Origin of the sequence: Tolypothrix sp. PCC 7712, from assembly GCF_025860405.1 — a bacterium.
GTDB classification, from domain to species: Bacteria; Cyanobacteriota; Cyanobacteriia; order Cyanobacteriales; family Nostocaceae; genus Aulosira; species Aulosira diplosiphon.
In genome coordinates this window covers 5,867,111-5,891,627 of sequence record NZ_CP063785.1, presented here as the reverse complement: position 1 = coordinate 5,891,627, position 24,517 = coordinate 5,867,111, and the positions used below count along the sequence as shown (strand labels likewise).

The window sequence follows — 24,517 nt, the reverse complement described above, 5'->3', positions numbered from 1 at the left end:
CTATTTCTCCTGATTTCACTGCATAGGTTTTGCTTGCTCTCATCTACAGAAATAGCGGTTGAACTTGCATATCCTTGAGGGTAATCGTAAAATTCCGCTGTTGTGCGATCGCAATGAAGGAAATCACGGCTTCACAAGCCACTGCAACGGTTAACATTACCAAGTTGCGCGCCAAGGGATAATCACAGATATCATCATTCACATCAGAAGGAACGCGATAAACTTCATTCCAAATTACCTCTGCATAATCGGCTGATAGCCCAACATGAAGACAAGGAATATGGAATTTTTCTGCATAATCCTTGACTGCTTGACGGGCGATACTGTTATCAAAAGCATCGATAATTAGTTGGCTATCTTTGAGGAGTTGATTTGTATTTGCTGGTGTCAACTCCTTGGTTTTACCATCAATTTTTGTACCAATAGCGCGATATAAATTATTCGCCAAAATCTTCGCCTTAAATGCTCCCACATCGGAACGGTAGTAAGGCTGAGTGGAAAGATTACGTTCCTCAATGCGATCGCAATCTATCACAGTCAGTTTATCAAAACCAGACCGAGCTAAGTTTTCTGTGATGTTCGCTCCCAATGCGCCAGCACCACAGATAGTCACAGGATAATCCTTCAGCTTTTTCATTACAGCATTGCTGCGGTAAAGCTGTTCGTGAAAAAAAATGGACATAATTCGTAATTCGTAGTTCGTAATTCGTAATTAATTCACCAGTCTTGCTGTTCGATGACACCCACTAAGGATTGCAAATCAAAATCGCGATCGCGTCCACTCAAACAAATACCAGAACTAATTACAGTCAAATCTGTTTTTGCGATCGCACTTGTATGGCGAATTCCATCCGCAGTACGCCAATTAACTGTCCAGTAATCACCATGATCTTGGAATTGGCTTAACTCACCACCGCCTTGCTGTAAAGCTTTACGCAATCGCTTTTCATCCTGTTGGGGTTGACTAAATTCCGCAATTTGCTCAGTGGCTAATTCATACACTGTACGCATCTCTGGAGTCATCCCCTTAAATTGCAATTCCGCAACCGGAGTTAATTCCTTAATCGCAGATTGCAGAGTTTCAGCAATCATCGGATCGGTACGGCGATCAATTTCCTCAAACCAGCAAGACTGTCCATAACAACGGCTAATGATTTGCTCAAAAGCCACACCCTCAGTTACCAAATGAACTGCGATCGGCTTTACCACCTTCAACCGTTGACGCATATCAACTTCATTCACAGGATATGCTAACCAAGTTTGTCCCCGCAGTTGGTATGCTAACCGCAGTCGAATTTGGGGAAAATGTTGCAAGTATTCTGCAATTTGGGGTAAATCTGCTGATTCCACAACCCTTGCTGTTTTTGCATCCACAGGCTGAAATATACCCCAACCTGCAAACTGACGCGGCTTTGGTGTGAAGGTATAAACCATTCCCGCTACCTTTGTGCGAACTCGTCCACCTTTGACACAAGGCGCAAGGAATTGAGTTGCAGACAACCGTGCTTCTGCTTCCGCAATTTTACTGATTAGCTTACGGATATCAGGCATAAATCATACTAATTTATATAATACAAAGCTAGATAATACTTTTGCAAAATCAATTACTCTGTGTCTCTGTGGTTAGATTAATTATTTTTGAACCATAGAGAACACAGAGAAAAAAATAGATTGAATTACGAATTAATGTGCGTGCAAGTTGATGGAGCATTGCGTGTTCTCAGTTACTAGAGGGACTCCACTGGTGAGTTGTTACACACTCTTTAAAAGGTGGCTACTTTTAAGCCGACTTTCCAGGTTCTTCGCACTCCCCGTTCACACACGCCCACTGAATTTCACAGTGTTACCTTCCTCTCGTACTAGTATGTAGGCTCACACGAGTTAGGGCACGCAAGATATTAATATAATACACTATACTACAAAACTTGCTAAAGATAAAAAAAGAGATTTTACAGTTGTGCGATCGCCCCACTTAAAATTGCTCATAAATGGAACTGGTTGCAAGGCAATATTAAGATAAAATCATGAAGAAAACTAAACCTCATCTTTGAGATGGCAGAATATGATAATCTCTGTAAAATCCTCGCAGAAAAGTACCCTCTTGATTTTACCCGTTGGTTATTAAATCAAGAACCACAAAAAATTGAAATTTTAAAAACTGAATTGAGTATTGAACCGATACGTGCTGACTCAGTTACATTTTTACAAACAGAAAATCGGATTTTACACCTAGAATTTCAAACTACTATTAAGTCACAAACACCAATTGCTTTAAGAATGCTAGATTATTACGTGAGATTGACACGTAAATATCAAGTACCTGTCACACAAGTAGTAATTTTCCTACAAGAGACAAGTGACGAAATTGCCTTTACTGAGGAGTATATTAGTGAGGTAACAACCCACCGTTATCGAGTTATACGGATGTGGGAGCAAGATTCGGCAATATTTCTTGGCAATCTAGCGTTATTACCTTTTGCACCGTTAACGCGAACCGATTCGCCCGCTGCATTATTATCGCAGATTGCCCAGGAAATTGCTAAAATTCCAGATATAGAGACAAGACAAAATACTGCTGCTTACACTGAGATTTTAGCAGGATTAAAGTTTGAAAAATATTTTATTCGTCAATTGTTACGAGAGGAGCTTATGCAAGAGTCAGTAATTTATCAAGATATTTTGCAGAAGGGAGAACAAAGAGGAGAGCAAAAAGAAGCATTAAAATATACTTTACGCCTTATAAATAGACGTTTCGGTGAAATAGATTCAGTAATAATTGAACGTCTCCAAGTATTATCTACTGAGAAATTAGAAAGCTTAGGAGAAGATTTTTTAGAGTTTTCAAATATGTCTGATTTGGTTGTTTGGCTTGAACAAAATCCCAGTATTTAAAACTTTAAAATAGGTAATGCTTATTATTATAAATAATAAGCATTACCATAATTTAGAAATTACTTATCATCTCGTACAGGTAATGGAAGATCCATAATCTCCATTAGCAAATCTAGGCGAGAAGGACGCGCTAGGAGTGGGACAAGGTTCGGTAAGCTGTAGTAATCACCCGCAAAGGTAAAGGTTTCTACAGGTGCTTGCTGCTGCTTGAGTTGAGTCTCCAGCCAGTTGTAATGAGTGCCTACACGAACAATCACTACATTGGGGATTACCGCCAATTCTCGGCAATAGGTCTTGTAGACTTCACTGAAGTAAGGTGTAGCATTTTCACCTTCATCAGTTACCAAGATAATTTGGTCAACTACCTGCTTTTTCTTCCGCATTGCTTCTAATGCACAGCCGATACTAGTGCTACCACCTGCCCTGATGTGCTGGAAAGCACGCTCCCAATCGGTTAACTCTTTGCCCTGGGCGGTAATAGCATAGGGCATGGTATCAAAAGCATAGACATACAATTCTGCTTGAGCGATACCAGAGATCAGGGCAGCAAGTTGCTTACCAACTGCGATCGCATTCTCCATTGAGCCAGATTTATCTACAAGTAAAGCAGTAGGACGAGCGATCGCACCACGCCGTTTCACCTGCTCGTTGGTGACTTTTTCCAACTTCGCAACGGTATCTGCGTCTAAATCTGCGACATCTGCGGCAATCTGTGCTTTAAATGCTGCTACACGTCCACTCTTAGATGCTTCCTCCAGCTTGGCATCAATCAACTGCTTGATTTCTGGGTGATCCATTGCACCTTTCGCCTGCAGAGACTTAAGGCTGTTGATTACTTCCTGGGGAGTCATGCTATTGATTAACGCCACCAAGACAACTGGTGTTAGTTGCTTGATTGCACCAATTGCGATCGTGTAGGGAATGTTGAATTCCACAATTAGCTGTGCTTGTTCGGCGGGAGTTTCCGCTTTTGCAAGTTGCTTCAAAACATGGGCTAAAGAACCTTCTGGGGGAGTATCGCGAAACAGAATCGCATTTGCCCGTTCATTAGGCTTAATGTGTAGCGAAGCATATAAGTGCTTCATTGCCTTACGTCCCCGCAAAGCCGCGCGATCAAATAGTGCAGGATTGCTTTCCCTGGCTTTGAGGTAACGCCGCACCGCAGTCCGTGCTGAACGAGGTAGTTTATTTTGTTGCTGCTTCATAAAATCCACTACACGAGCCACCTGATAAGGCGGAAACTCTTGTAGCATCATAAATCCAGCGTCTCGGTGTTCGGTTAAAGTACTAGTTAACAGATGAGCAATAAATACTTCTTTATGGTCGCGAACATCACCATTGCGTTGATACCAAACTGCTAGGTGTCCGTAGAACAAGGGATCTAATTCAACAATTAACTTATGCACTTCTGCGACTTGCTCAAGTTTGCGGTGAGGTGTTGTGAGCAAACTATTGAGCATTTCCAAGCGCAAATCGCGTTCTGCAGTATTCATAAAAACCTCCTTAAATAATTTTGGATTGCAATCTAAAATCCAAAATCTAAAATCCAAAATTGAAGGAGGCAGATGTTGCACGCGGGGCGATAAATTTACCGCGCAAGTTGTAGAAGCGTTGTATATAACTGAATCAGAGTTATGTATGCTTCTGCGATCGGGGCGCGGCAACAACTGCCAATAATAAAGTTAGACACTCTTTATTTCTTCTCTTGGCGCACTCGGCGTTCTTCTCTTCGAGACGCTGCGCGTTGGCGGAAGCCTCTCGAAGAGAAGGCGGTTCATTTAAAAAAGAATCTCACGCAAAGGCGCAAAGACGCAAAGAAGAAAGATAAGACTATTGCAGAGAAACAACGGCTCCTGTTTCTTCTAGCTGTTGCTTGAGGACTTGGGCTGCTTCTCGATCCAATCCTGTCTGCACGACTTTAGGAAGAGAGTCTACAAAATCTTTTGCTTCCTTCAGTCCCAAGCCAGTTACCGTCCGAATGACCTTGAGTAGGGCAATCTTTTTCTCTGGCGGAACCGATACCAATAACACATCAAATTCCGTCTGAACTTGTAATTGAACCTCATCTTCATCGCGTTGATCAATTTGAATCAGCTTCGGTGTGGAAATATCAACATTGAAGGTTGCTTCAATCTGTTTGACTAGTTGAGAAGTTTCATTGAGAGTTAGAGATTTGATTTGTTCTAAAATTTCTAGGGTTTTCACAGACATGGCAACCTCCAATGAGTTGCATTTAACTCATAATTGATAATGAATAAAGACACTGCGTGCAAGTTGAAAAAGCTGTTGATTCACACACAGGATTTGTAGACGCTCTTTGAGCGGCTTCCCGGAGGGTACCTGTAATAGCTTGATTATAAGTCAAGTGCCTGTTCCAATTCGGCTAGTATGTAAGCTTTTTCGGTTAGGGCACGAAGTGAAAAGTTTATTGTTTAGAAAGTAGTTTTAAAATAACTCGAAGCTCTTTCTTGTTACATTGTCGTTTACTCACAGCATAAGATGTTATGCTGTAATAACGATGCCAAATAATATGGGCTAAACCTTTTAAACTATCCTTTGTATCATCATTTGACTCTTGGGGAAAATTTCCAAAGGTAATGAGATACCAAATATCATTCAGTTTTTGGTATTCATGATAATCATCAATGATGATAAAGTCAGTTTCTTGCTTGCTTGACCACTGCTTGCGAGGTACTTCCTCGACTCCACAAAGAATCCCAGTATCAGGATGGATATAGAAGCGATCGCGGTAACCCCAACCAAACGAAGTTCGATATCCTCGGTAAGGCTTCCGATAAACGACACCATCAATGATTTCTACATGACGTTCAACGTAATCCCATATATGACCGATAACGTGTTGTCCTGTCATTGTATTGGAATCTAATCGTTGACAGAGTTCGCTGTAAATATCATTCCAAGGTTGTCCGACTTTGGAACGTAACAGCCGACGCAAGGGGCCAAGATGATCTGAAAGATACTTAGATTTATATCTAGTTTTAATCAAGTAATGATTAAATAATCCATCCTCCGTTGCTTCTTGGGTGATTTTGTCTAGTTGCTTTTTATAGCCTGTCTGCTTTTTAAGACTAATTCTTGTCCCACGTCGAGGACGCTCAATCACAATTTCGCTCAAACGATGTTCGCTCATAACTTATGTAATTCAAATATAGGTTTGCAGATTGAATTGTTAGGCTACATAAGTTTGCGTACATCATTTAATTTACCTCCATATATGTGATTGAGTCCTGGTACTAAATTAATACAATTGGCATAATGGGAATTCCGCACAAGTTAGCAAAGCAGTTTTTCACAGTTGCCTTTACCATTTTGGCTACGCTCCCATAAGCGGGAGCGACAGGAATTGAACCTGTATTCCGTTTCCGGATAGAGTGTGTATGCTTCACAAATTGGGGCGCGGAATAAAGCTCAGAATTCGTAATTCGTAATTCGTAATTACATCAGCTAGATTTAATTTGGCGTTTGGGCGAAATTATTCCGTGCAAGTTTAACAAGCTTTTTACAACTACGGTCGCTCTTACCAAATATTGGCAGTGGGCACGCATATTAAATCTGCAAGAGATTTAATCATGCTTCGCTAGTTCGATCGCTCGAATTTTACTACCTTAGAACCGTTATCAATGTGTATGTATGCTTCTTATATTTGGGCACGGATTAATATCAAATTCAGGCAAAAAGAGAGATTTTTACATCTCTTTTCTTCCTTCTTCCTTCTTTACCCATAAACTGCTTCAGGACGAACAATTAAATCACCGCTAGGACGGCGATCAATTATGTAAGCTTCCAGGCGATCGCAATTTACATCCAAATGACGAGCCACCTGTTCCTTAACAGCAACATCATTCATCCCAGCGTTAATTCCTAGCTGTGTTTCTGTCGCATCAACAGAACGCCCTTCAAATCTAATATGTACCACTGTCATCACCTCCCTTTTAATTACGAATTACAAATTATTTAAGTGGATCTGATCGGGATTGAACCGATACCCTCCCTGTGAGAGTTGCACTCACACCTCATGCGAGTTGAAAAAGCTGTGGTTACAAACGCAGGAGTCGCACCTGCAACTTATCGTTTTCAAGACGATCGCTCTACTATTGAGCTAGTATGTAAGCTTTTTCTGTTAGGGCACAAGTGACATCTAGGAACTCTACCGTTAGAGCTGCAGACCCAAGAAAAGTATGTTTGCAATGCTCTAATGCAAGCGATCGCAACTTGAATTTAAGTTAAAGCAAGTAAAAACGTCAGAAACTTTTAGTTTTGCCTTTGCTTGCAACTTTAGTGTTCATAATACAAACGTAATACAAAAACTACAGAATGTCAAGGGCATACTACAAATTTTTTGAGAAGCGATCGCGCAGTCAAGCTCTTTTATCCCTAATTCCATAAGTAGATATAATTTTTGTGAATTATTGAGTAGAAAAATGACAGATAAATTCAACTTTTTTCAGCAGTGGTATCCTCTCTCACCAGTGGAAGATTTAGCGTTAGACCAACCCACTTCAGTGACACTTTTGGGAATGCGTTTAGTTATCTGGAAACCCAAATCATCTCAAAGTTTCCGGGTATTTTTAGATCAATGTCCCCACCGCCTTGCTCCCCTAAGTGAAGGGCGCATTGATGACAAAACAGGAAATTTAATGTGTAGCTATCATGGTTGGCAATTTGATGAGCAAGGAATTTGTACTCATATTCCCCAAGCGGAAAATCCAGAATTGGTAAGTAAGAATAAAGAAAATCTCTGCTCTGTAGCACTACCAGTTCGTCAGCAACAGGATTTACTGTGGGTGTGGCCAGACGCACAATCCAGCGAACAAGCAGCTAACACACCTTTACCTTTATCACCGCAAATAGATGCTACTAAAGGCTTTGTGTGGTCTTCTTATGTACGAGATTTAGAATATGACTGGCAAACCTTGGTGGAAAATGTGGCAGATCCGAGCCATGTTCCTTTTGCTCATCACGGCGTACAGGGCGATCGCGCTAAAGCAAAACCAATACCCATTAAAATTGAGCAATCAACACCACATTTAATTGAAGCGTCTTCAGAAGTACCCTTTCCCACAACCATCACTTTTGAACCACCTTGTCGTTTGGAGTATGCAATCCAGTTTGGTAACTCCGGAAAGCAGGTGGGACTGGTCACTTATTGCATACCAGTATCTCCTGGTAAATCTCGGATTGTTGCTCAGTTTACGCGTAACTTTGCCAAAACACTCCATCATCTTCGACCCCGTTGGTGGGATCATGTTAGCGAACGTAATGAAGTGATTGATGGCGATATGGTGCTGTTACAACAGCAAGAGTATTTTCTACAACAGACACAATCATCCCAAAGCTGGAAAACTTCTTTTCAACTACCTACAAGTGCAGATAGGCTAGTGATTGAGTATCGGAATTGGTTTGATAAATATTGTCAAGGACAGCTACCCTGGAATCAACTAGGGATAAATATTCCAGAAATTAGGCAGATCAATGACAATCACGAACAAGTTTTGGATCGCTATAAACAGCATACACAGCATTGTAGTAGCTGTCGCCAGGCTCTGAAAGTTGTACAACGGTTGCAGGTAGGACTTTTGGCATACTTTGCTATTACTGTTTGCGCTGTTGCTCTCCTTAGCGATGCATCACGACTTCAGCTAGGTTTACCTCTAACTCTAACAGCACTACTAAGTTTAGGAGTTTACGCTTGGTTGAAATTCAAGCTGATTCCGAAGTTTTACTTTGTAGACTATATCCACGCACAAAGATAGGGATTGCAGGTAAGTAGAGCAGTGCAATTAAAGATAGCTGGTAAGGGCTGTCATTAGTCATTGGTTAGGGTTTCAATACCCCGCATTCTGCTAGATAGTACCATTTGTCCAGTGGTCAGTCCATTAGGGTGCGTTAGCGCTACTCGTAACGCACCTCTTCCAACTTAAATTTTTCAGAATTCAAATCGGATTGCTATATTTTTTAAGAATTATACTAATTTGAAAAATTATTGCGATAGATAGCTTGCTAAAAGCTCAATCCATCTTTCTAAATCCCTAATTTAAAACCATAAATTGTATTAAACAATCATGCTGATGATTTATTATTAATAATTACCAGCGAAGCTCAATATCTTAATTATGACTCAATCAAATAATACCGGAATACTGGAAAAGTTTGTCAATACAGTAATGGGGGTAAAAACAGAAAATCAACAACAGCCTTCAAATACATTAATCGCTACTACGCAAGCACTGGATATCAGAGCAGTTTTAGTTTACAAACTAGGGACTATCTTACAAATAGCAGCTATGATGCTGGCTTTACTGGGAATGGAAAAATTAGTAATGCTGATTGATAAAAATTCTCACCTGCCCAGTTGGTTTAGCACTTTATTAGCTGTATTATTTTTCGCTTTATTAAGTATTCGTTCGCGAATTTTTTCACTCTTAGATAACACCCGTTCTCGTAAGACCTATGACCAGGTAATCAGACCAAGATGGGCACCTCCACCTTTAGTATTTCCTATAGTTTGGATGATTATTGCAGTTTTGCGGGTAATTTCTTCCGTATTAATTTGGCAGCAAATGCATCACCAATTTTTAGCACTGCCTTTAATTTTATTTGTGGTGCATTTGGCTTTAGGAGATACTTGGAATACGATTTTTACTGTAGAACGGAGATTAGGTGCGGCTGTTCCTGTGGTTATTTTAGGCCCTTGGTTATCTGCTCTAGTAGTGACGGCAATTTATTGGCAAACTAATCCTGTAGCGGGAATGATTTTTTCGTTTTCTTGTATCTGGCTAACTGTGGCTGCTGTATTAGTATTTAGAATTTGGCAATTAAATGGTTCAGAGCCATTGTATCCTTTAAAACTCACACCAGTGGAAAAATAAATACTCAAAATTAATTTTGACATCAATAGCAGTAGAGAAATTAGCAATCTACCATTCAAAATGGTAGGAGATACAGCACTTTTGAAGTAAGTGTACATCATGAGTAATGAGTAATGAGTAATGAGTAGGAAATTGACTTATTACTCATTACTTTTTTCAATTAGTTGCTGTACCTCAGAAACATCGCATCTGCTGTATCTGCAATCTCCCAAAAGTGTTATGCATCATTGGCTGATTACATTCAATTTCCACCCAGGCTTACCACCAATTGGTAGAAGACTCAAAGCCATACTTTGTCATAACTTTGAGACAAGAACTCTGGAACAAGGATCAGCAGGACAAATGCGATCGCACATCTGTTACCCGAAAGTCGTTTTGTCTTTAATCCCCATGAGTAACATGAGGAGGTTTTATTCGCTATCCTCTAAAACCGTCCACTTGTCAAGCAGGCGTAACTTTTGTTAACCTAATTCTAGGAAATATATCAAGCTAATGTTGCAAAACACCGGAGAGTAAACACAATGGACATCCCAATGGATTTGAACTTAGAGCAGAAATTCAACCTCAAAGTTTACGAAGAACAAATTAAGAACTTAAACCAGGAAGAATCGCAAAAGTTGCTTTTAGAAGTAATGCGCCAGTTAATGGTCAAAGACAACATGATCAAGCATCTTCTCAAGCAGGCGTAGCTAACTGGGAATATTTGTGAGTTTCCCACAGCACAAATAAGAACAAAAAGATATGCAAAGGCTTGTCTAGATTAGACTGCAAGCCTGCTCCTTTCTCTAATGGCATTTATAAATAGTTCATAGTTTTAGTGCAGCTCATCCGTAAGGAAGCTCACCCCATAAAATTAATTACAACTTATCTCTTATTTATTCCCATCACCCAATCCCCAATCCCCAGTCCCCATTACCCCTTATCCCCAGAGGGGGCCCCGAGTTCCCCAATCCCCATTACCCCTTATCCCCAGAGGGGTCCCCGAGTTCCCCAGTCCCCAGTCCCCAATCCTGACTGGGGATTTTTTGTTAAGGATTGTTACTTAGTTTCTCATAACTGAGACTGAGATAGCTTTCATCTTTTATGTTCTATATTGTCTTGTTCAGGGAACAGGCAATCAAGTTTCAGAGAAAACCGAATTTTTAAGGAGAGCGAAATGCTTGATGCTTTTTCTAGAGCTGTAGTTTCAGCAGATGCTAGCACTTCTACCGTATCTGATATTGCTGCTCTGAGAGCCTTTGTTGCTAGTGGTAACAGACGTTTGGATGCTGTAAATGCGATCGCAAGCAACGCTAGCTGCATGGTTTCTGATGCTGTAGCTGGAATGATCTGCGAAAACCAAGGTTTAATCCAAGCTGGTGGTAACTGCTATCCTAACCGTCGTATGGCTGCTTGCTTACGCGATGCAGAAATCGTCTTACGCTATGTAACCTACGCTCTATTAGCTGGTGACGCTTCAGTTCTAGATGATCGTTGCTTAAACGGTTTGAAAGAAACCTACGCTGCTCTAGGCGTACCCACCACCTCTACAGTACGTGCCGTTCAAATCATGAAGGCTCAAGCTGCTGCTCACATTCAAGACACTCCCAGCGAAGCTCGTGCTGGTGCCAAATTGCGTAAGATGGGAACCCCCGTTGTTGAAGATCGTTGCGCTAGCTTAGTTGCTGAAGCTTCTAGCTACTTCGATCGCGTAATCTCTGCTTTGAGCTAATTGATTGCCACTTGCAATTCACTCAACAGATTGACATCCAACACAGTTTAAATAAAAAGCCTTTTGGGAGATTTAAGAAATGAAATCAGTTGTTACCACCGTAATTGCAGCAGCAGATGCCGCAGGTCGTTTCCCCAGCACCTCTGATTTAGAATCCGTACAAGGTTCTATCCAACGTGCGGCTGCACGTTTAGAAGCTGCTGAAAAGCTAGCTAACAACATTGATGCAGTTGCAACCGAAGCTTACAACGCTTGTATCAAGAAGTATCCTTACTTGAACAATTCTGGAGAAGCTAACTCCACCGATACCTTCAAAGCTAAGTGCGCTCGTGACATCAAACACTACTTGCGCCTCATCCAATACTCCTTGGTTGTTGGTGGTACTGGCCCATTGGATGAGTGGGGTATTGCTGGACAACGTGAAGTTTATCGCGCTTTAGGCTTGCCTACTGCTCCTTATGTTGAAGCTTTAAGCTTTGCTCGTAACCGTGGTTGTGCACCTCGTGATATGTCTGCTCAAGCATTGACTGAATACAATGCTTTACTAGACTACGCTATTAACTCTCTCTCCTAGTTAATTGCCACTCTTGTTATTGAGTAACGAGGGTACATTATGACCCTACAAACCTGGAGGTTCTTCGCTCTTTGCTTTGCCTGATAAGGTTGAGTAATGGTAAAGAATCTCTGGGTTTGTTTTGTTATTGGTCATTGGTCATTTGTCATTGGTCATTTGTCATTAGTTATTGGTAATTCATATCAAGTCTGGCTAATTACTTACAATATGGTTGGTCTTATTGGATATTAAGAATTGGTAATTGGTAATTGTTAAACTGTATTTTTCTTTCCCAATCCCCAAGAGACCTCCACAAAAAGAAATGCCCAATTGTCATTGCGAATGTAGCGAAGCGAAATGAAGCAACCGCAAAATATTGGGATTGCTTCACTACACTCCGTTTCGCTCGCAATGACAGCTTTTGGATCAATCATTCTGTGGAGTTCTCCAATCCCCAATCCCCAGTCCCCAATCCCCATTCCCCATTCCCCATTCCCCTCAAACTAAAGAATATTTGCTGAAGGCTGAACCACTAACAGCTAACATTTATATATTATGGATAAGCGCTTTTTTAATTTCTTTAATCTCACAGAAGACCAGGCGATCGCTCTTTTGGATACACCTCAAGACCAATTGAGCGAGAACGATTCGCGCTATATTGCTGCTTCTCATTTAGTCAACTTTCCTACAGAACGCTCAATCAATGCCCTTATCCGTGCGGTGCAGCAAACTGATCCCTCGTTGGATAATCGGATTGTCCGTCGTAAATCAGTAGAGACTTTAGGACGACTCAAAGCCACAACAGCTTTGCCATTTATACGTATATGTCTGTTTGATGAAGACTGCTATACTGTGGAAAATGCGGCCTGGGCGATTGGGGAAATAGGGACTCAAGACACGGATATATTAGAGGATGTGGCGCAATTGCTGGAGAAGCCAGGTCAAACCTATCGAGTAATTATCCATACATTAACCAAGTTTAATTATCAACCTGCCCTAGAACGCATTCGCAAATTTGTGAATGACAGCGATCCACCTACAGCTAGTGCTGCGATCGCCGCAGTTTGTCGTTTAACTGGCGACTATTCCCAAATGGCAAAAGTGGTGCAGATATTGCAGCATCCGAATGTTTTAGGAAGGCGGTTGTCTATCCAAGATTTGATGGATGCACGTTACTATGATGCAATTCCTGATATTGCCAAATGTCCTGTATCCCTAGTTTTTCGGCTGCGAGGCCTTCGCACATTAGCAGAAGCGGGAATCTCTGAGGGGGCAATTACTTTTGCGAAAATCCAACCATATTTAGAGCAGACATTATACGATCATCCCCAGGATTTAAATTTAGTCCATAGTTATGATCGCCTCCCCACATTGGAAATTTTAATTCGCGGCTTGTACGAAACTGACTTTGGACGCTGTTATTTAGCAACTAAAACCATTTTGGAGCATTACGCCGATGCTGCGCCTGAGGCTCTATTTGCTACTTATGCCGCAGAAGCAAATAATGATTATGGCGCTCATTTTCATGTAATTAAGTTGTTTGGTTGGTTAAAACATGCGCCAGCCTACGATTTAATAGTGGAAGGCTTGCATAACAAACAACCACAGTTTCAAAAATCAAGAGCAGCAGCTGCGATCGCACTCGCTGAACTCGGAGATCCAAAAGCGATTCCCGAACTGAAAGCCTGTCTAGAAACTAAAATCTGGGATCTGAAGTATGCAACATTGATGGCATTAGAAAAACTGGGTGATATCAGCGAACATAAACAAGCAGCACAAGATAGTGATTGGCTAATTGCCGCTAAAGCCTCAAGTACCCTGAAAAATCAAGAAATCACAGCCTAATTTTTCTTTTATTAAATCTGATTGCTCCTGTAGAAATCAATACATAAAAAAATGCCGACAACAGAAGAACTATTCCAACAACTAAAACACCCCAACCCCCACCTCCGCGACCAAGCAATGTGGGAATTGGCGGAAAATCCTGATGAAACAACTATTCCCCGGTTGATGAGTATTCTCGATGAAGAGGATACCACTTATCGGCGGGCTGCTGTGAAAGCTTTAGGTGCGATCGGCCCTGATGCAATCACACCTTTAGTACAAGCCTTACTTAATAGTGATAATGTTACCGTTCGTGGTAGTGCCGCTAAAGCACTGGCGCAAGTTGCCATTAATCATCCTGATGTTCCCTTTGCTGCTGAAGGCGTACAGGGTTTAAAAACTGCTCTTGATGACCCCAATCCCGTAGTCCATATTGCTGCTGTGATGGCGCTAGGTGAAATTGGTTCTCCTGTGGTTGATGTTTTGATTGAAGCATTACAAACTACAGACAACCCAGCACTGGGAATCTCAATTGTGAATGCTCTAGGCTCAATTGGCGATAGTCGGGGTGTGGAGGTTTTACAATCCCTAATTGAGAATGAATCAACCGATTCCTATGTGCGTGAGTCCGCTACTAGTGCATTATCGCGCCTAGAAATGACAACGAAGTTTCAGCGGGGAGAAAAATAATCCCAATAGGAAGAAAAAAGCTTGGTAAAGGAAATATCTGTGGTTTGTAAAATATCAGCATAAACCACAACAAAGTTCCTTTTCTTTTCTAATTGTGTACAGCAAATTGGAACTAACCAAGATACTGAATTAAGAATATGAAAAACACCATCAACAGTATTCATTGCTAGAATGCGACCATACATTAAAGTCCATCTATTAACGCCATGATTACGCAAATAATGGTTCAACCATCATCTTGGGTAGAATCTGGAATCCAAATTAGCAAAGTTAGAGATTTATATCTATTCAAATTTACTCCAGATCTGCAATCGCGACTCGATCAACTTAATGACAAGAAAAAGACTGATATGCTGACATCACAAGAAGAAGCTGAACTAACAGGAATATTAGAACTCGACCGCATTTTTACCTTGCTCAATGCTAAAGTTATTGCCGAATCATGACGGTTAATGATGCAACTAGTACAACACGGCATAAATAAATAGACCATATTGGTGGGAGAATAAATAATCAGGTTAAAACCCGTTTTGGGCGCGGATTAAGGAATCAAGGTGTGGCTAGATTAAATCCTAAAATATTAAATTTAAGCGATGGCGAGCGGGATCAACTCCAACAGTTGATAAACAGACACAACACGCCGCAACAGATAGCGCTACGAGCCAAAATAATTGTCATGGGATCAGAGGGTCAAAATCATCGTGAAATCGCCCGAAATTTAGACATAAATCGTCAAACGGCGCGTTTATGGCGAAATCGGTGGTTGGAAACTGAGGGGAAAGAATTATCAATTGAGCAGAGATTACAAGACTCTGAGCGTGTTGGCGCACGCCCGAAGTTTAGTATGGAACAAGTAATCGAGTTGTTTGCATTAGCTTGTTCCCCACCATCCGATTATGGAAGACCAATAAGTCATTGGACAGCAAGAGAACTAGCGAACGAAATCATCAAACTTGGAATTATTGAAAGCATATCTGTCCGCCATGTTGGAAGATTACTTGAAGAAGCAGAACTTAAACCTCACCAGAGCCGCTACTGGTTAACCCCCCCCTGAGGACGAAGAATTTGACGCAAAAGTTGAAGATATTACTGGTTTATACATCAATGCGATTGAGCGGCATCTTCAGGGAGAACGTACAATATCCATTGATGAAATGACAGGAATTCAAGCTACTGAGCGCTTAGAAAAAGACTTACCTGTGCGACCAGGCAAAGTCGAAAGAAGGGAATTTGAGTATATTCGTCACGGCACGCAAAGCTTAATTGCCAGCTTTGATGTTGCCACTGGTCAAATTGTCCAGCCGACTTGTTCAGATACCAGAACGGAAGTTGATTTTGCCCTTCATGTTCGCCGAACAATTGAAACTGACAGTGATGCTAAAAAATGGCATCTGATTATGGACTGCCTTAACACTCATCAGTCTGAGTCTCTAGTTCGTTTAGTTGCACAAATTGAAGGTTTGAATATTGACCTGGGTATTAAGGGAGAAAGTGGCATCCTTAAATCAATGAAATCCCGCACTGCTTTTTTGAGTGATCCAACACACCGGATTGTGTTTCATTACACACCTAAACATTCCTCTTGGCTCAATCAAATTGAGATTTGGTTCAGTATTTTGGTTCGCAAGTTACTCAGAAGAGCCAGTTTCGTCAGTCAGGATGATTTGAAAAATCGAATCCTCAAGTTTATCGACTACTTTAATCAAACAATGGCTAAACCTTTTAAGTGGACATATAAGAGCAAAGTTTTGGCTATTTAATGGTCTGCTTATTTCCGCCGTACTGTACTAGAAAGTTAGTCAGGGAAAGAGCAAAATACTTATGTGAATACTGTCACGCTTTGGAAGAAGCAAGTGCTGCTTTATTTGCGATCGACCATATAATTCCGCAATCTTTTCCTAACTCTTCCGATGAGCCTGATAATTTAGCATTGGCTTGTCAGCGTTGTAATGGCTATCGCTACAACTTTACAACTGGCATTGACCCGGAAACTGGGAAAAATTTTCCTCTTTTTAATCCTCGTTAGCAAAAATGGTCTGAGCATTTTATTTGGTCGGCAGATGGTTTGACGATTATTGGTATTACAGAAACAGGACGAGCTACTTGTAATCGTTTAGATTTGAATGATGAGCGCCATAATGAGAGTTCTATTGTCAAAGCGCGGCGGCTTTGGATTAAAGGTGGTTGGCATCCACCAGAAGATGATCCAAGATTGGAAAGTTAGGCCTCAAGCTATTTGCAGTTTTATGGAGTGCCTGTAACCTTTCCCAGATACCACAACTTCCTGCATCTTCACAAATTAGATGGCGCAAAGAGGCTGACCGCAAGGTATTATCAATTACGAATTCATTTTCTCCCGCCATGTCAGATTCCCAAGCAATTAGTGCCGCAGTCGCCAAACTCTACAATACCTATCCCTTCCCTCCAGAACCGTTATTAGATGAACCGCCTCCTGGTTATAACTGGCGCTGGAACTGGCTGACAGCCTATAACTTTTGTACCGGACAAAAACCCGCACGCAACAATGTCCGCATCCTCGATGCTGGGTGTGGTACGGGGGTGGGAACAGAATACTTAGTACATCTCAATCCGGATGCGGCGATTGTAGGCATCGATTTGAGTGCTGGTGCATTAGCTGTAGCTCAAGAGCGCTGTCAAAAATCAGGGGCAACCAGGGTAGAATTTCATCATCTGAGTTTGTTTGATGTGGAGCAGCTTGCAGGTGAATTCGATTTAATTAACTGTGTGGGAGTTCTGCACCATACCCCTGACCCCATTCGCGGGATTCAAGCTTTAGCGAAAAAGCTATCGCCTGGCGGAATCATGCATATATTTGTGTATGGTGAATTGGGGCGTTGGGAAATTAAATTGATGCAAGAAGCGATCGCACTTTTGCAAGGCGATCAACGCGGTGATTATACTGATGGTGTAGCAGTGGGAAGACAAATATTTGCTGCTTTACCAGAAAATAACCGCCTGCGCCAGCGTGAACAGGAACGCTGGTCTTGGGAAAATCAACGCGATGGCTACTTTGCAGATATGTATGTCCATCCTCAGGAAATTGATTACAACATCAATACTGTGTTTGAGTTAATTGATGCGTCGGGGTTAGAGTTTCTCGGCTTTTCTAATCCCCAGATTTGGAATTTAGAACGATTGATTGGTCAAGCACCGGGATTGATTGAACGTTCTCAAAATTTAAGCGATCGCCAACGCTATCGGTTAATTGAACTCCTAGATCCCCAAGCAATTACTCACTACGAGTTTTTCTTAGGACGCAGTCCCATTAATAGAGAAAATTGGGCATCAGATGCCAAACTGATGTCTGCAATCCCCGAACCGAGTCCTTGCATTCAGGGATGGCGAGATAGTCAACAATTCTTTAATCAAGACTATCAGATTGTGCGTCTTAATGATGCCGAGTGGCAGTTTCTCCTCGCCTGTGATGGAAATCAGACAACAGCGCAAATTTTGCAGTCAGTGGATGCAAGTTTAGCAGATGTGCGATCGCTCCAAAAACAGCAAATCATTCTCCTCACTCCCACAAGTCTATGAGTAGTACTTTAGAGAATTAATCCAATTAATGATGTTCAGTGGTTATCTCTCTGCCATTAAATATCTCAATTCTTTATAAAATTGCTCCCTTCTGCGTTTAATTAAGCGATATCGCTTGTATTTGCGAATGCAGCTTTTAGCTATCGGCTTGATTAGAAGTGCGAGTGCACTCATTAGGATGATAAAAGATACCATTAGAATGATTATAGGAAAAGCAGGGTTTGTACTCATTTTGCTTGAAAATACGGGAATTACTGAGGAACGACATCCGTATTTTTGTGTATTTATTTCAGCAATTTCGGATTATTATTTCAGTATTTATACTATTTAAACTTTACATAGCAAGAATTACAGGGATTAGGGACTTCCAACTTAAAAAATAGACAATCGCTTTGGGGAAAAGGTGTACCCCTGCGGGGAAGCAAGCTACGCGTAGCGTCTCCGCAGGAGAAAGGGTAAGGGTTAAAGGTTTTTTCTTGCCCCTTTTCCCCTTACCCGACAAGTATTGTGACAGATTGTCGGGGCAAGGCAGTGCCCATACGTGTCAACTTAACGTGAAACCCTCTTGGTTGCAAGGTTTCGCCCTCACCCCCAGCCCCTCTCCCACAGGGAGAAAGGAGCAAGAGATTTAGTTCTCCTTCTCCTGGGGGAGAAGGGGTTAGGGGATGAGGGCGCGAGGTATTTGTACAACGCCCGCCCTATATCGCTTTTAGCTTAAGTTGACACCAATGGGCAGTGCCCATGCCCCTACAATCTGTCGCATTCTTTTTTCAAATTGGTATTACCACAATTATTTTGTGGATGACTCTAAATCATGTTCTAAATTAATATCCTTTTCTGGTGGGATAGCTTCATTTATTTTTGTAATTACATCACAGTTCTTTTGCTGCCACTCTTTCCAGGAATTTTGAATAGCTTCTTTTTGTTCTTGAGTTAGCTGCCAAGAAAGTGGAGGACTAATCTTGCCAGCAGGAAATGTAATGTTAACGTGGTTAATTTCTATCCCTTTTTTACAAGATTTCTCCTTCAAAAATTGCAGCTTTCTTTCGTTATCAGTATGATTGTAACCACATTCATATTTGTCTTTCAAAAGTTTGATATTTAATGAATTACTGCCATTTTGTGTAGAACTACGCACGTTTAATAAAGCGAGTAATGAACCAATAACTTCCATCTGCCATCCAGGAGCGCCTTCTTCTTGTTTTGGTAACTCATTATCAGGAAAGGCATTTATTTGTAATAAAATAACTTTTTTGATTTGGTTATTTTGAGTTGATTCTAAAAGTTGATCTAGTAATTCGATACTAGTAACTATACCAAAATTGTCGAAGTAGCCACCATCAGCTACATGATAATTCCAATTGGTTTCTTCACTAGGACAGCACACAGGAGAAATATAAGGAAAAGTAGCGGATAATCGAGCAGATGTAGTCACATCAATGTCATATTCTGGATAGAGCTTGTTAAAGTCTATAGAGGTGCGATTTTCTTGCTGACTTTCTTTACTAAAAGTCATTGGACTAACTAAAAAACGCCGTCCATCTTCAACTAAGGTTGCATTAAAAATAGGAATAGGAATGATTCCTTCGTCAATTTTCTCTCTCCAGCTACTTAAACTTTCATCGGGATTTTCCATTTCTCCTTTCCAGTCTATTTCGATAGCTGTACCTCTGTCTTGCTCAGTTTCGGCATGATCATTCTTATCTTTTTCTTTTGGCACAACAAAAGGTAATCCAATAAAACGAAGTAAATCGGGATAAGCTAACCCCCATCCTGTAGCATCCAAACTATCTTCTGTAGCGCTTTTAAAAATTTTTGCTAATTCATCTACTTCTGGATAACCTTGCGCGCCAAATCTATCCAAATAAAACATTGTGCCCACAGAACCACCAGAAACTGCACTAATCCAACCAATTGCTTTGGTAAATTTATTTCCAATTGCTTCTTGTAAACCTGTCAAAACTTGAGTTGTCCATCCAGATGCTTGAATACCACCGCCACTTGCACAAACTACTACTAAAGTTTTCTCATCACTTTGTTGATTTTCTAGCCGTTTATGGATAATATCAATCCATTTTTCTGTTGTCGGTTTTGGCAGTTTATTTTTTAATGGGTAGATTTTGTAAAAATGGTCTACTTGAAAAATTTTATAAGAGGCAGATGAAATAACACAAAATAATAAGAATGTGGGAATGCGAGACACATCATTAAAGAAGGAAATTCCTCCTAGCCATACGACCATCAATGACAAAATCAGAGTGATATAAAAAAGCGCAGGTATTTCTAATCTGTTAGTAATTGGACGAGGTTTAAAGATAATATAACCAAAGCCATAAATCATTAGTATTAGTAAGGAAAACCCTACCATTTCAGCAATCCCGTAAGATAATACCCCAGGTTCATCTATATAACCTTTTCGTATCCTTTCCGGTAAAAAATCGATTATTGCCAATAATACCTGTTTTAAAGATTGATTGGATTTAAAGAAAATCTTAGCAAAGTAGTCTGTGATTATGACTAAAACACCTAAACCAATGCCGAATATAATTCCCCAAATTTGCTGGCTTTTATCTCCTATTTCTATTTCTTTTTTAGAAAGCTGAATCGCCTTGATGATAATAGGAAGACTCAAGATGATAGCGCATAGATATTGGATAATTTCTGGAATTGCTGTAATTTCTGGTAACCGAGGCACATCAAAACGAATCTGGGAGTTATACCAGATTACATCCAACACTTGAATTGTCGAAAGTCCTGCTAAAACCGCACATCCAATTACTAAAATTAACTGATTATTAGCACGTAGGACAAACAAGTTTTTCAACATTGGTGATAAACCAGTGTCAACGGCAACCTTGGGCAAGAAAAACAGTATTAAGCCCACAATTATAGGTACTCGGAGAAAGAAAATATATTGTAAGAAGTCGTAGAAATATTGCAAAGCAATACCTAGACATGCCAGTACTGCCCACAAGATAATACCACCAAAAACCTGTTGTCTCTTTTTCATAACAAATTTCTGTAAGTATACAAATGAAGCAACCCCATCAATTGTGTAAGTATATATTTCTCATCTATCTATGTTTTTTGCGGCTCTCTAGTTCGATTTGAAGAATATTTTTCACAATTAATTTAGGATGCTGAGAGTTAATTGTTGAATTCAGTTAGCTAAAAATGAAAATATCAAAATTTTGCTAATAATACTATTAAGTTATATTGAGTGAAGACTAAAATAAGAAAAAATACTTACAATACCTGATTTAAAAAGATTTATTAGCTCAAACTTAATCAGCATAAAATTACTAGTCTTGTTAGCAATTGCAGGCTTTTAAAGATAACTATTACTATGGTTGTCAAAGGATACTAAAAAACATGAGTAATAATTTGTGGGAAAAAATCATAACCCAAATTTATCACCAGAGTTGTCGATTGCGTTGACGTAAGGAAACCCAACACCGAAATATAGGTTAAGCCATGTTGGGTTTACGCTTAACCCAACCTACTAGCGTGTCTAGACTAAAATAGTGCGTTAGATTAGAAAAAATTAATCGCTGATAAACGGAGATTAAAACCCTAATTTTTCGCGAATCACGTTTTCATCTTTGAAACCTACCGCTAAGGCTGTTCCATCTTTGACGAAAATCGGACGTTTAAGCAGCATGGCATCTTGAGTAAAAGCCTCAATCCACTGTTCGTCTGTCCATGTCTTCTTGGCATCACCTAAAGCACGGTAAGATTGACCAGAGGTATTCCGCATGGGAGCAGAACCCAAAGACTTTACCCAGTTTTGGATCTGCTCGCGAGTGGGTGGATTTTCTTTAGTGTTATTAAATTCATAGTCTATGCTGTTGGCTTGCAGCCATGTAACAGCTTTTTTGCAAGTGCCGCAGTTGGGAATACCGTAGACTTGAAGGGTCATAACAAGTAATCAATAGTTTCCAGAACATCACTTTTCCAGATTGTATTATCCCCGAGTTGAAAAACCTCTTCCCTTGTTGAGCATTGAAGCGCAATCTCCGCGTAACCTGATAATAACAGGCGATCGCAATTTTATAGTTACCAAAACTGTAACGGCGATCAAATCCCCAGGGGTTCCAGATTATTCTAGGTATTACCATTTTAAAAAAGAATGTGACAGATAGTAGGGGTAAGGCATTGCTTTGCTCTCCGAATGATGTATCTGTTGCAAACATAATTTGAATTGGTATAAATAAAAACTTTATATGACAGTAATCCTGTGTATTTCAATAGGGTTGCCATCATTCTATGAAGTTTTGCGGCAATACCAGAATTAGTGTGAGAAGTTAGCCATGTCTTACCCGATTCCATCCAAAATCTGGCAGCGAATCAGCATTGCCACAATATTATTGTTGATACCATCCGTGGGAATTGCAATTTTACGTCAGCCTGCTACGGTTGCGATTCCAGCTAATCAGACTCCTCAAAGTTCAGCCCCTATTCCACCCAATCACCCCGATTACCAATCACTTCAAGCATTGGTACAAAAGTATAGTTGCGTTGTTTCCATCCAAAACTTTGGCACTCGGCCTATAACTCGGGCGGAGTTTGCTACTGTCTTAAATGCTTGTGTGAATCGGAGTAATGAGCTAATAGCCACTAATCCCAATACAGTTGCGCCAGAGGATCTCAAAACTCTACAACGCTTGCAATCCGAATTCGCACCAGAGTTAGCAACCCTGAAAAAACAAACAGAGGAATTGGATGCTACTAGTAACATCACTCCTGCTGAAGATAATCGCAAGACTGAATCTTTACCCACACTCATACCTCCACTCCCTACTATTCCCTCAGGCGCAACTGCTCAAGAGCAAGTTGTTAACCGCCCCGCCAGCCCTAAACTTTCAGCAGTTAGGAGTGTAGGAAGGGTTGCACCTGAACCACAAACGGGTAGATTCAACACAGAAAACTACAACCGGATTGATGACAATCCCTTTCATCGCGTCAGTAATGATCCTCTTTCCACCTTTTCCATTGATGTAGATACAGCATCCTACAGCAACGTGCGACGGTTTATTACCCAAGGAGAATTACCGCCCAAGGATGCAGTGCGAATTGAAGAATTGATTAACTACTTTACTTACAATTATCCACAACCAAAAACTGATCGCCCTTTTTCCGTCACGACAGAAGTTGCGGTTGCTCCCTGGAATTCGCAACATAAATTGGTACAGGTAGGTTTGCAAGGTAAACGTTTAGAAAGTCAAACTTTACCACCTAGCAACCTAGTATTTTTGATTGATGTCTCCGGTTCTATGGGTGAACCCAACAAATTACCCTTGGTGCAACAGTCCCTCAAATTGCTAGTAGAGAAACTGCGTCCTGAAGACCGGGTGAGTTTGGTAGTCTATGCAGGGAATGCGGGATTGGTGTTACCTGCTACTCCTGGTAGTCAGAAATCAAAAATTTTGGCAGCAATTGAGCGTTTGGAGGCTGGAGGCTCGACGGCTGGTGGTGAGGGCATTGAACTGGCCTATAAGATAGCCAAACAAAACTTCATTAAGTCTGGTAATAATAGAGTTATTTTAGCTACCGATGGAGATTTTAATGTCGGGGTTTCCAGTGATGCCGAACTAACAAGATTAATTGAACAGAAGCGAGAGCAAGGTATTTTTCTAACGGTGTTGGGATTTGGCACGGGCAATTATAAAGACTCAAAGATGGAACAACTGGCTGATAAGGGTAACGGCAACTACGCTTACATTGATACTCTATTGGAAGCCAAAAAAGTTTTAGTTAACGATCTCAGGGGCACTCTATTTACTATTGCTAAGGATGTGAAAATTCAGGTGGAATTTAATCCGGCAAAAGTTCAAGCTTATCGCTTGATTGGCTACGAAAACCGCTTGCTGCAAAATCAAGATTTCAATGACGACAAGAAAGATGCAGGTGATATTGGGGCGGGTCATTCTGTAACAGCGCTGTATGAAATCATTCCTACTGGCATTAACAGCGATGTGAAACTGCCAACAGTAGACCCCTTACGATATCAGCCTTCTGGTGCCAAATCAGCAGATACTGCTAGTAATGAGTTGATGCAGGTGAAACTGCGATATAAATTACCCCAAGAAAACACCAGTCAATTAATTACCCAAACCATCCAAGATGATAATGTCAGCGTTGAACAGGTAACCTCCACCAACCTGAAATTTGCTGCTGCGGTAGCTACCTTTGGGATGTTGCTACGTGACTCTGAGTATAAGGGAAATGCTAATTATGATTTAGTCATGAAATTGGCAACTCAAGGTAAGGGCGAAGACCAGGAGGGCTATCGAGGAGAGTTTATTCGCCTGGTAGAGCAATCTAGGGAGTTGACAGCCAAGAAATAATTCGGATTGCAATACAGTCCTCAAAGAAGGCAAATTGTGAGGCGACGCAATATAA

Annotated in this window: 22 protein-coding genes, 1 tRNA gene and 1 pseudogene; 14 read left to right on the top strand and 10 right to left on the bottom strand. The window is 40.8% G+C overall.

The genetic code is table 11. From position 1 onward, the window contains the following. Nucleotides 1–43: 43 nt before the first annotated feature. Complete coding sequence (locus HGR01_RS24190; RefSeq protein ID WP_045870821.1) at nt 44–682, bottom strand: HesA/MoeB/ThiF family protein; 639 nt, start codon at nt 680–682, stop codon at nt 44–46. A gap of 35 nt (nt 683–717) precedes the next feature. Continuing rightward, nucleotides 718–1,551, bottom strand: coding sequence for a hypothetical protein (locus HGR01_RS24185; RefSeq protein WP_045870822.1), 834 nt, complete (start codon nt 1,549–1,551; stop codon nt 718–720). 501 nt (nt 1,552–2,052) lie between these two features. Between HGR01_RS24185 and HGR01_RS24180 the strand changes: the two genes are divergently transcribed. After that, entirely contained in the window at nt 2,053–2,892 is an 840-nt protein-coding gene (locus HGR01_RS24180) for a DUF4351 domain-containing protein (protein WP_045870823.1), read from the top strand. A 59-nt stretch (nt 2,893–2,951) separates the two neighbouring features. Here HGR01_RS24180 and HGR01_RS24175 read toward each other — a convergent pair whose 3' ends face one another. The 5 genes from HGR01_RS24175 to HGR01_RS24155 form a co-directional block, all read right to left on the bottom strand. After that, entirely contained in the window at nt 2,952–4,385 is a 1,434-nt protein-coding gene (locus tag HGR01_RS24175) for a vWA domain-containing protein (RefSeq protein WP_045870978.1), read from the bottom strand. A gap of 337 nt (nt 4,386–4,722) precedes the next feature. Further along, entirely contained in the window at nt 4,723–5,103 is a 381-nt protein-coding gene (rplL, locus tag HGR01_RS24170) for a 50S ribosomal protein L7/L12 (RefSeq protein WP_045870824.1), read from the bottom strand. Between the two features lie 214 nt (nt 5,104–5,317). After that, complete coding sequence (locus HGR01_RS24165) at nt 5,318–6,043, bottom strand: hypothetical protein (RefSeq protein ID WP_045870825.1); 726 nt, start codon at nt 6,041–6,043, stop codon at nt 5,318–5,320. Between the two features lie 585 nt (nt 6,044–6,628). Continuing rightward, nucleotides 6,629–6,829, bottom strand: coding sequence for a hypothetical protein (locus HGR01_RS24160; RefSeq protein WP_045870979.1), 201 nt, complete (start codon nt 6,827–6,829; stop codon nt 6,629–6,631). Between the two features lie 118 nt (nt 6,830–6,947). Continuing rightward, nucleotides 6,948–7,022, bottom strand: a tRNA-Ser gene (locus tag HGR01_RS24155). 312 nt (nt 7,023–7,334) lie between these two features. Here HGR01_RS24155 and HGR01_RS24150 point away from each other — a divergent pair. From HGR01_RS24150 to cpeA, 5 genes are all read left to right on the top strand, one after another. Next, complete coding sequence (locus HGR01_RS24150) at nt 7,335–8,666, top strand: Rieske 2Fe-2S domain-containing protein (protein WP_045870826.1); 1,332 nt, start codon at nt 7,335–7,337, stop codon at nt 8,664–8,666. Between the two features lie 360 nt (nt 8,667–9,026). Beyond that, nucleotides 9,027–9,782 carry a TspO/MBR family protein gene (locus tag HGR01_RS24145; protein WP_045870827.1) on the top strand — a complete coding sequence of 252 codons (756 nt, stop codon included), beginning with the start codon at nt 9,027–9,029 and terminating at the stop codon, nt 9,780–9,782. Nucleotides 9,783–10,303: 521 nt separating this feature from the next. Continuing rightward, the gene (locus tag HGR01_RS24140) at nt 10,304–10,471 is read left to right on the top strand and encodes an NblA/ycf18 family protein (protein ID WP_045870828.1); all 168 of its coding nucleotides are present in this window, start codon (nt 10,304–10,306) and stop codon (nt 10,469–10,471) included. 467 nt (nt 10,472–10,938) lie between these two features. Beyond that, nucleotides 10,939–11,493 (top strand): C-phycoerythrin subunit beta, encoded by a 555-nt coding sequence (gene cpeB, locus HGR01_RS24135; protein WP_045870829.1) that lies wholly within the window; start codon nt 10,939–10,941, stop codon nt 11,491–11,493. A 79-nt stretch (nt 11,494–11,572) separates the two neighbouring features. Then, nucleotides 11,573–12,067, top strand: a complete 495-nt coding sequence (gene cpeA / locus HGR01_RS24130) for a C-phycoerythrin subunit alpha (protein WP_045870830.1) — start codon at nt 11,573–11,575, stop codon at nt 12,065–12,067. Nucleotides 12,068–12,318: 251 nt separating this feature from the next. On the opposite strand, the gene HGR01_RS24125 is transcribed toward cpeA, so the two are convergent. Beyond that, a complete protein-coding gene (locus tag HGR01_RS24125; protein ID WP_045870831.1) occupies nt 12,319–12,525 on the bottom strand; it encodes a hypothetical protein in 207 nt (68 codons plus the stop codon). A 76-nt stretch (nt 12,526–12,601) separates the two neighbouring features. Here HGR01_RS24125 and HGR01_RS24120 point away from each other — a divergent pair, with 76 nt between their 5' ends. From HGR01_RS24120 to HGR01_RS24090, 7 genes and pseudogenes are all read left to right on the top strand, one after another. Continuing rightward, nucleotides 12,602–13,891 (top strand): HEAT repeat domain-containing protein, encoded by a 1,290-nt coding sequence (locus tag HGR01_RS24120; RefSeq protein WP_045870832.1) that lies wholly within the window; start codon nt 12,602–12,604, stop codon nt 13,889–13,891. Between the two features lie 51 nt (nt 13,892–13,942). Beyond that, on the top strand, nt 13,943–14,560 hold the full coding sequence (locus HGR01_RS24115; protein ID WP_045870833.1) for a HEAT repeat domain-containing protein: 618 nt from the start codon (nt 13,943–13,945) through the stop codon (nt 14,558–14,560). Nucleotides 14,561–14,766: 206 nt separating this feature from the next. Then, entirely contained in the window at nt 14,767–15,006 is a 240-nt protein-coding gene (locus tag HGR01_RS24110) for a hypothetical protein (protein ID WP_045870835.1), read from the top strand. A 110-nt stretch (nt 15,007–15,116) separates the two neighbouring features. Further along, nucleotides 15,117–15,614 carry a helix-turn-helix domain-containing protein gene (locus HGR01_RS24105; protein WP_045870251.1) on the top strand — a complete coding sequence of 166 codons (498 nt, stop codon included), beginning with the start codon at nt 15,117–15,119 and terminating at the stop codon, nt 15,612–15,614. Between the two features lie 100 nt (nt 15,615–15,714). Continuing rightward, a complete protein-coding gene (locus tag HGR01_RS24100) occupies nt 15,715–16,320 on the top strand; it encodes a transposase (protein WP_045870252.1) in 606 nt (201 codons plus the stop codon). Next, a pseudogene (locus HGR01_RS24095) lies at nt 16,320–16,784 on the top strand (HNH endonuclease). The gene HGR01_RS24100 and the pseudogene HGR01_RS24095 overlap by 1 nt, the downstream one beginning before the upstream one ends. 137 nt (nt 16,785–16,921) lie before the next feature. Then, nucleotides 16,922–18,115, top strand: coding sequence for a class I SAM-dependent methyltransferase (locus HGR01_RS24090; RefSeq protein WP_045870836.1), 1,194 nt, complete (start codon nt 16,922–16,924; stop codon nt 18,113–18,115). Between the two features lie 790 nt (nt 18,116–18,905). On the opposite strand, the gene HGR01_RS24085 is transcribed toward HGR01_RS24090, so the two are convergent. Both HGR01_RS24085 and HGR01_RS24080 read right to left on the bottom strand, forming a co-directional pair. Continuing rightward, a complete protein-coding gene (locus HGR01_RS24085) occupies nt 18,906–21,125 on the bottom strand; it encodes a hypothetical protein (RefSeq protein WP_052335228.1) in 2,220 nt (739 codons plus the stop codon). Between the two features lie 555 nt (nt 21,126–21,680). Further along, entirely contained in the window at nt 21,681–22,034 is a 354-nt protein-coding gene (locus HGR01_RS24080) for a Spx/MgsR family RNA polymerase-binding regulatory protein (protein WP_045871142.1), read from the bottom strand. A gap of 391 nt (nt 22,035–22,425) precedes the next feature. Here HGR01_RS24080 and HGR01_RS24075 point away from each other — a divergent pair, with 391 nt between their 5' ends. Next, nucleotides 22,426–24,462: a vWA domain-containing protein gene (locus HGR01_RS24075; protein ID WP_045871141.1), complete on the top strand. Its 2,037-nt coding sequence runs from the start codon at nt 22,426–22,428 to the stop codon at nt 24,460–24,462. Nucleotides 24,463–24,517 lie beyond the last annotated feature (55 nt).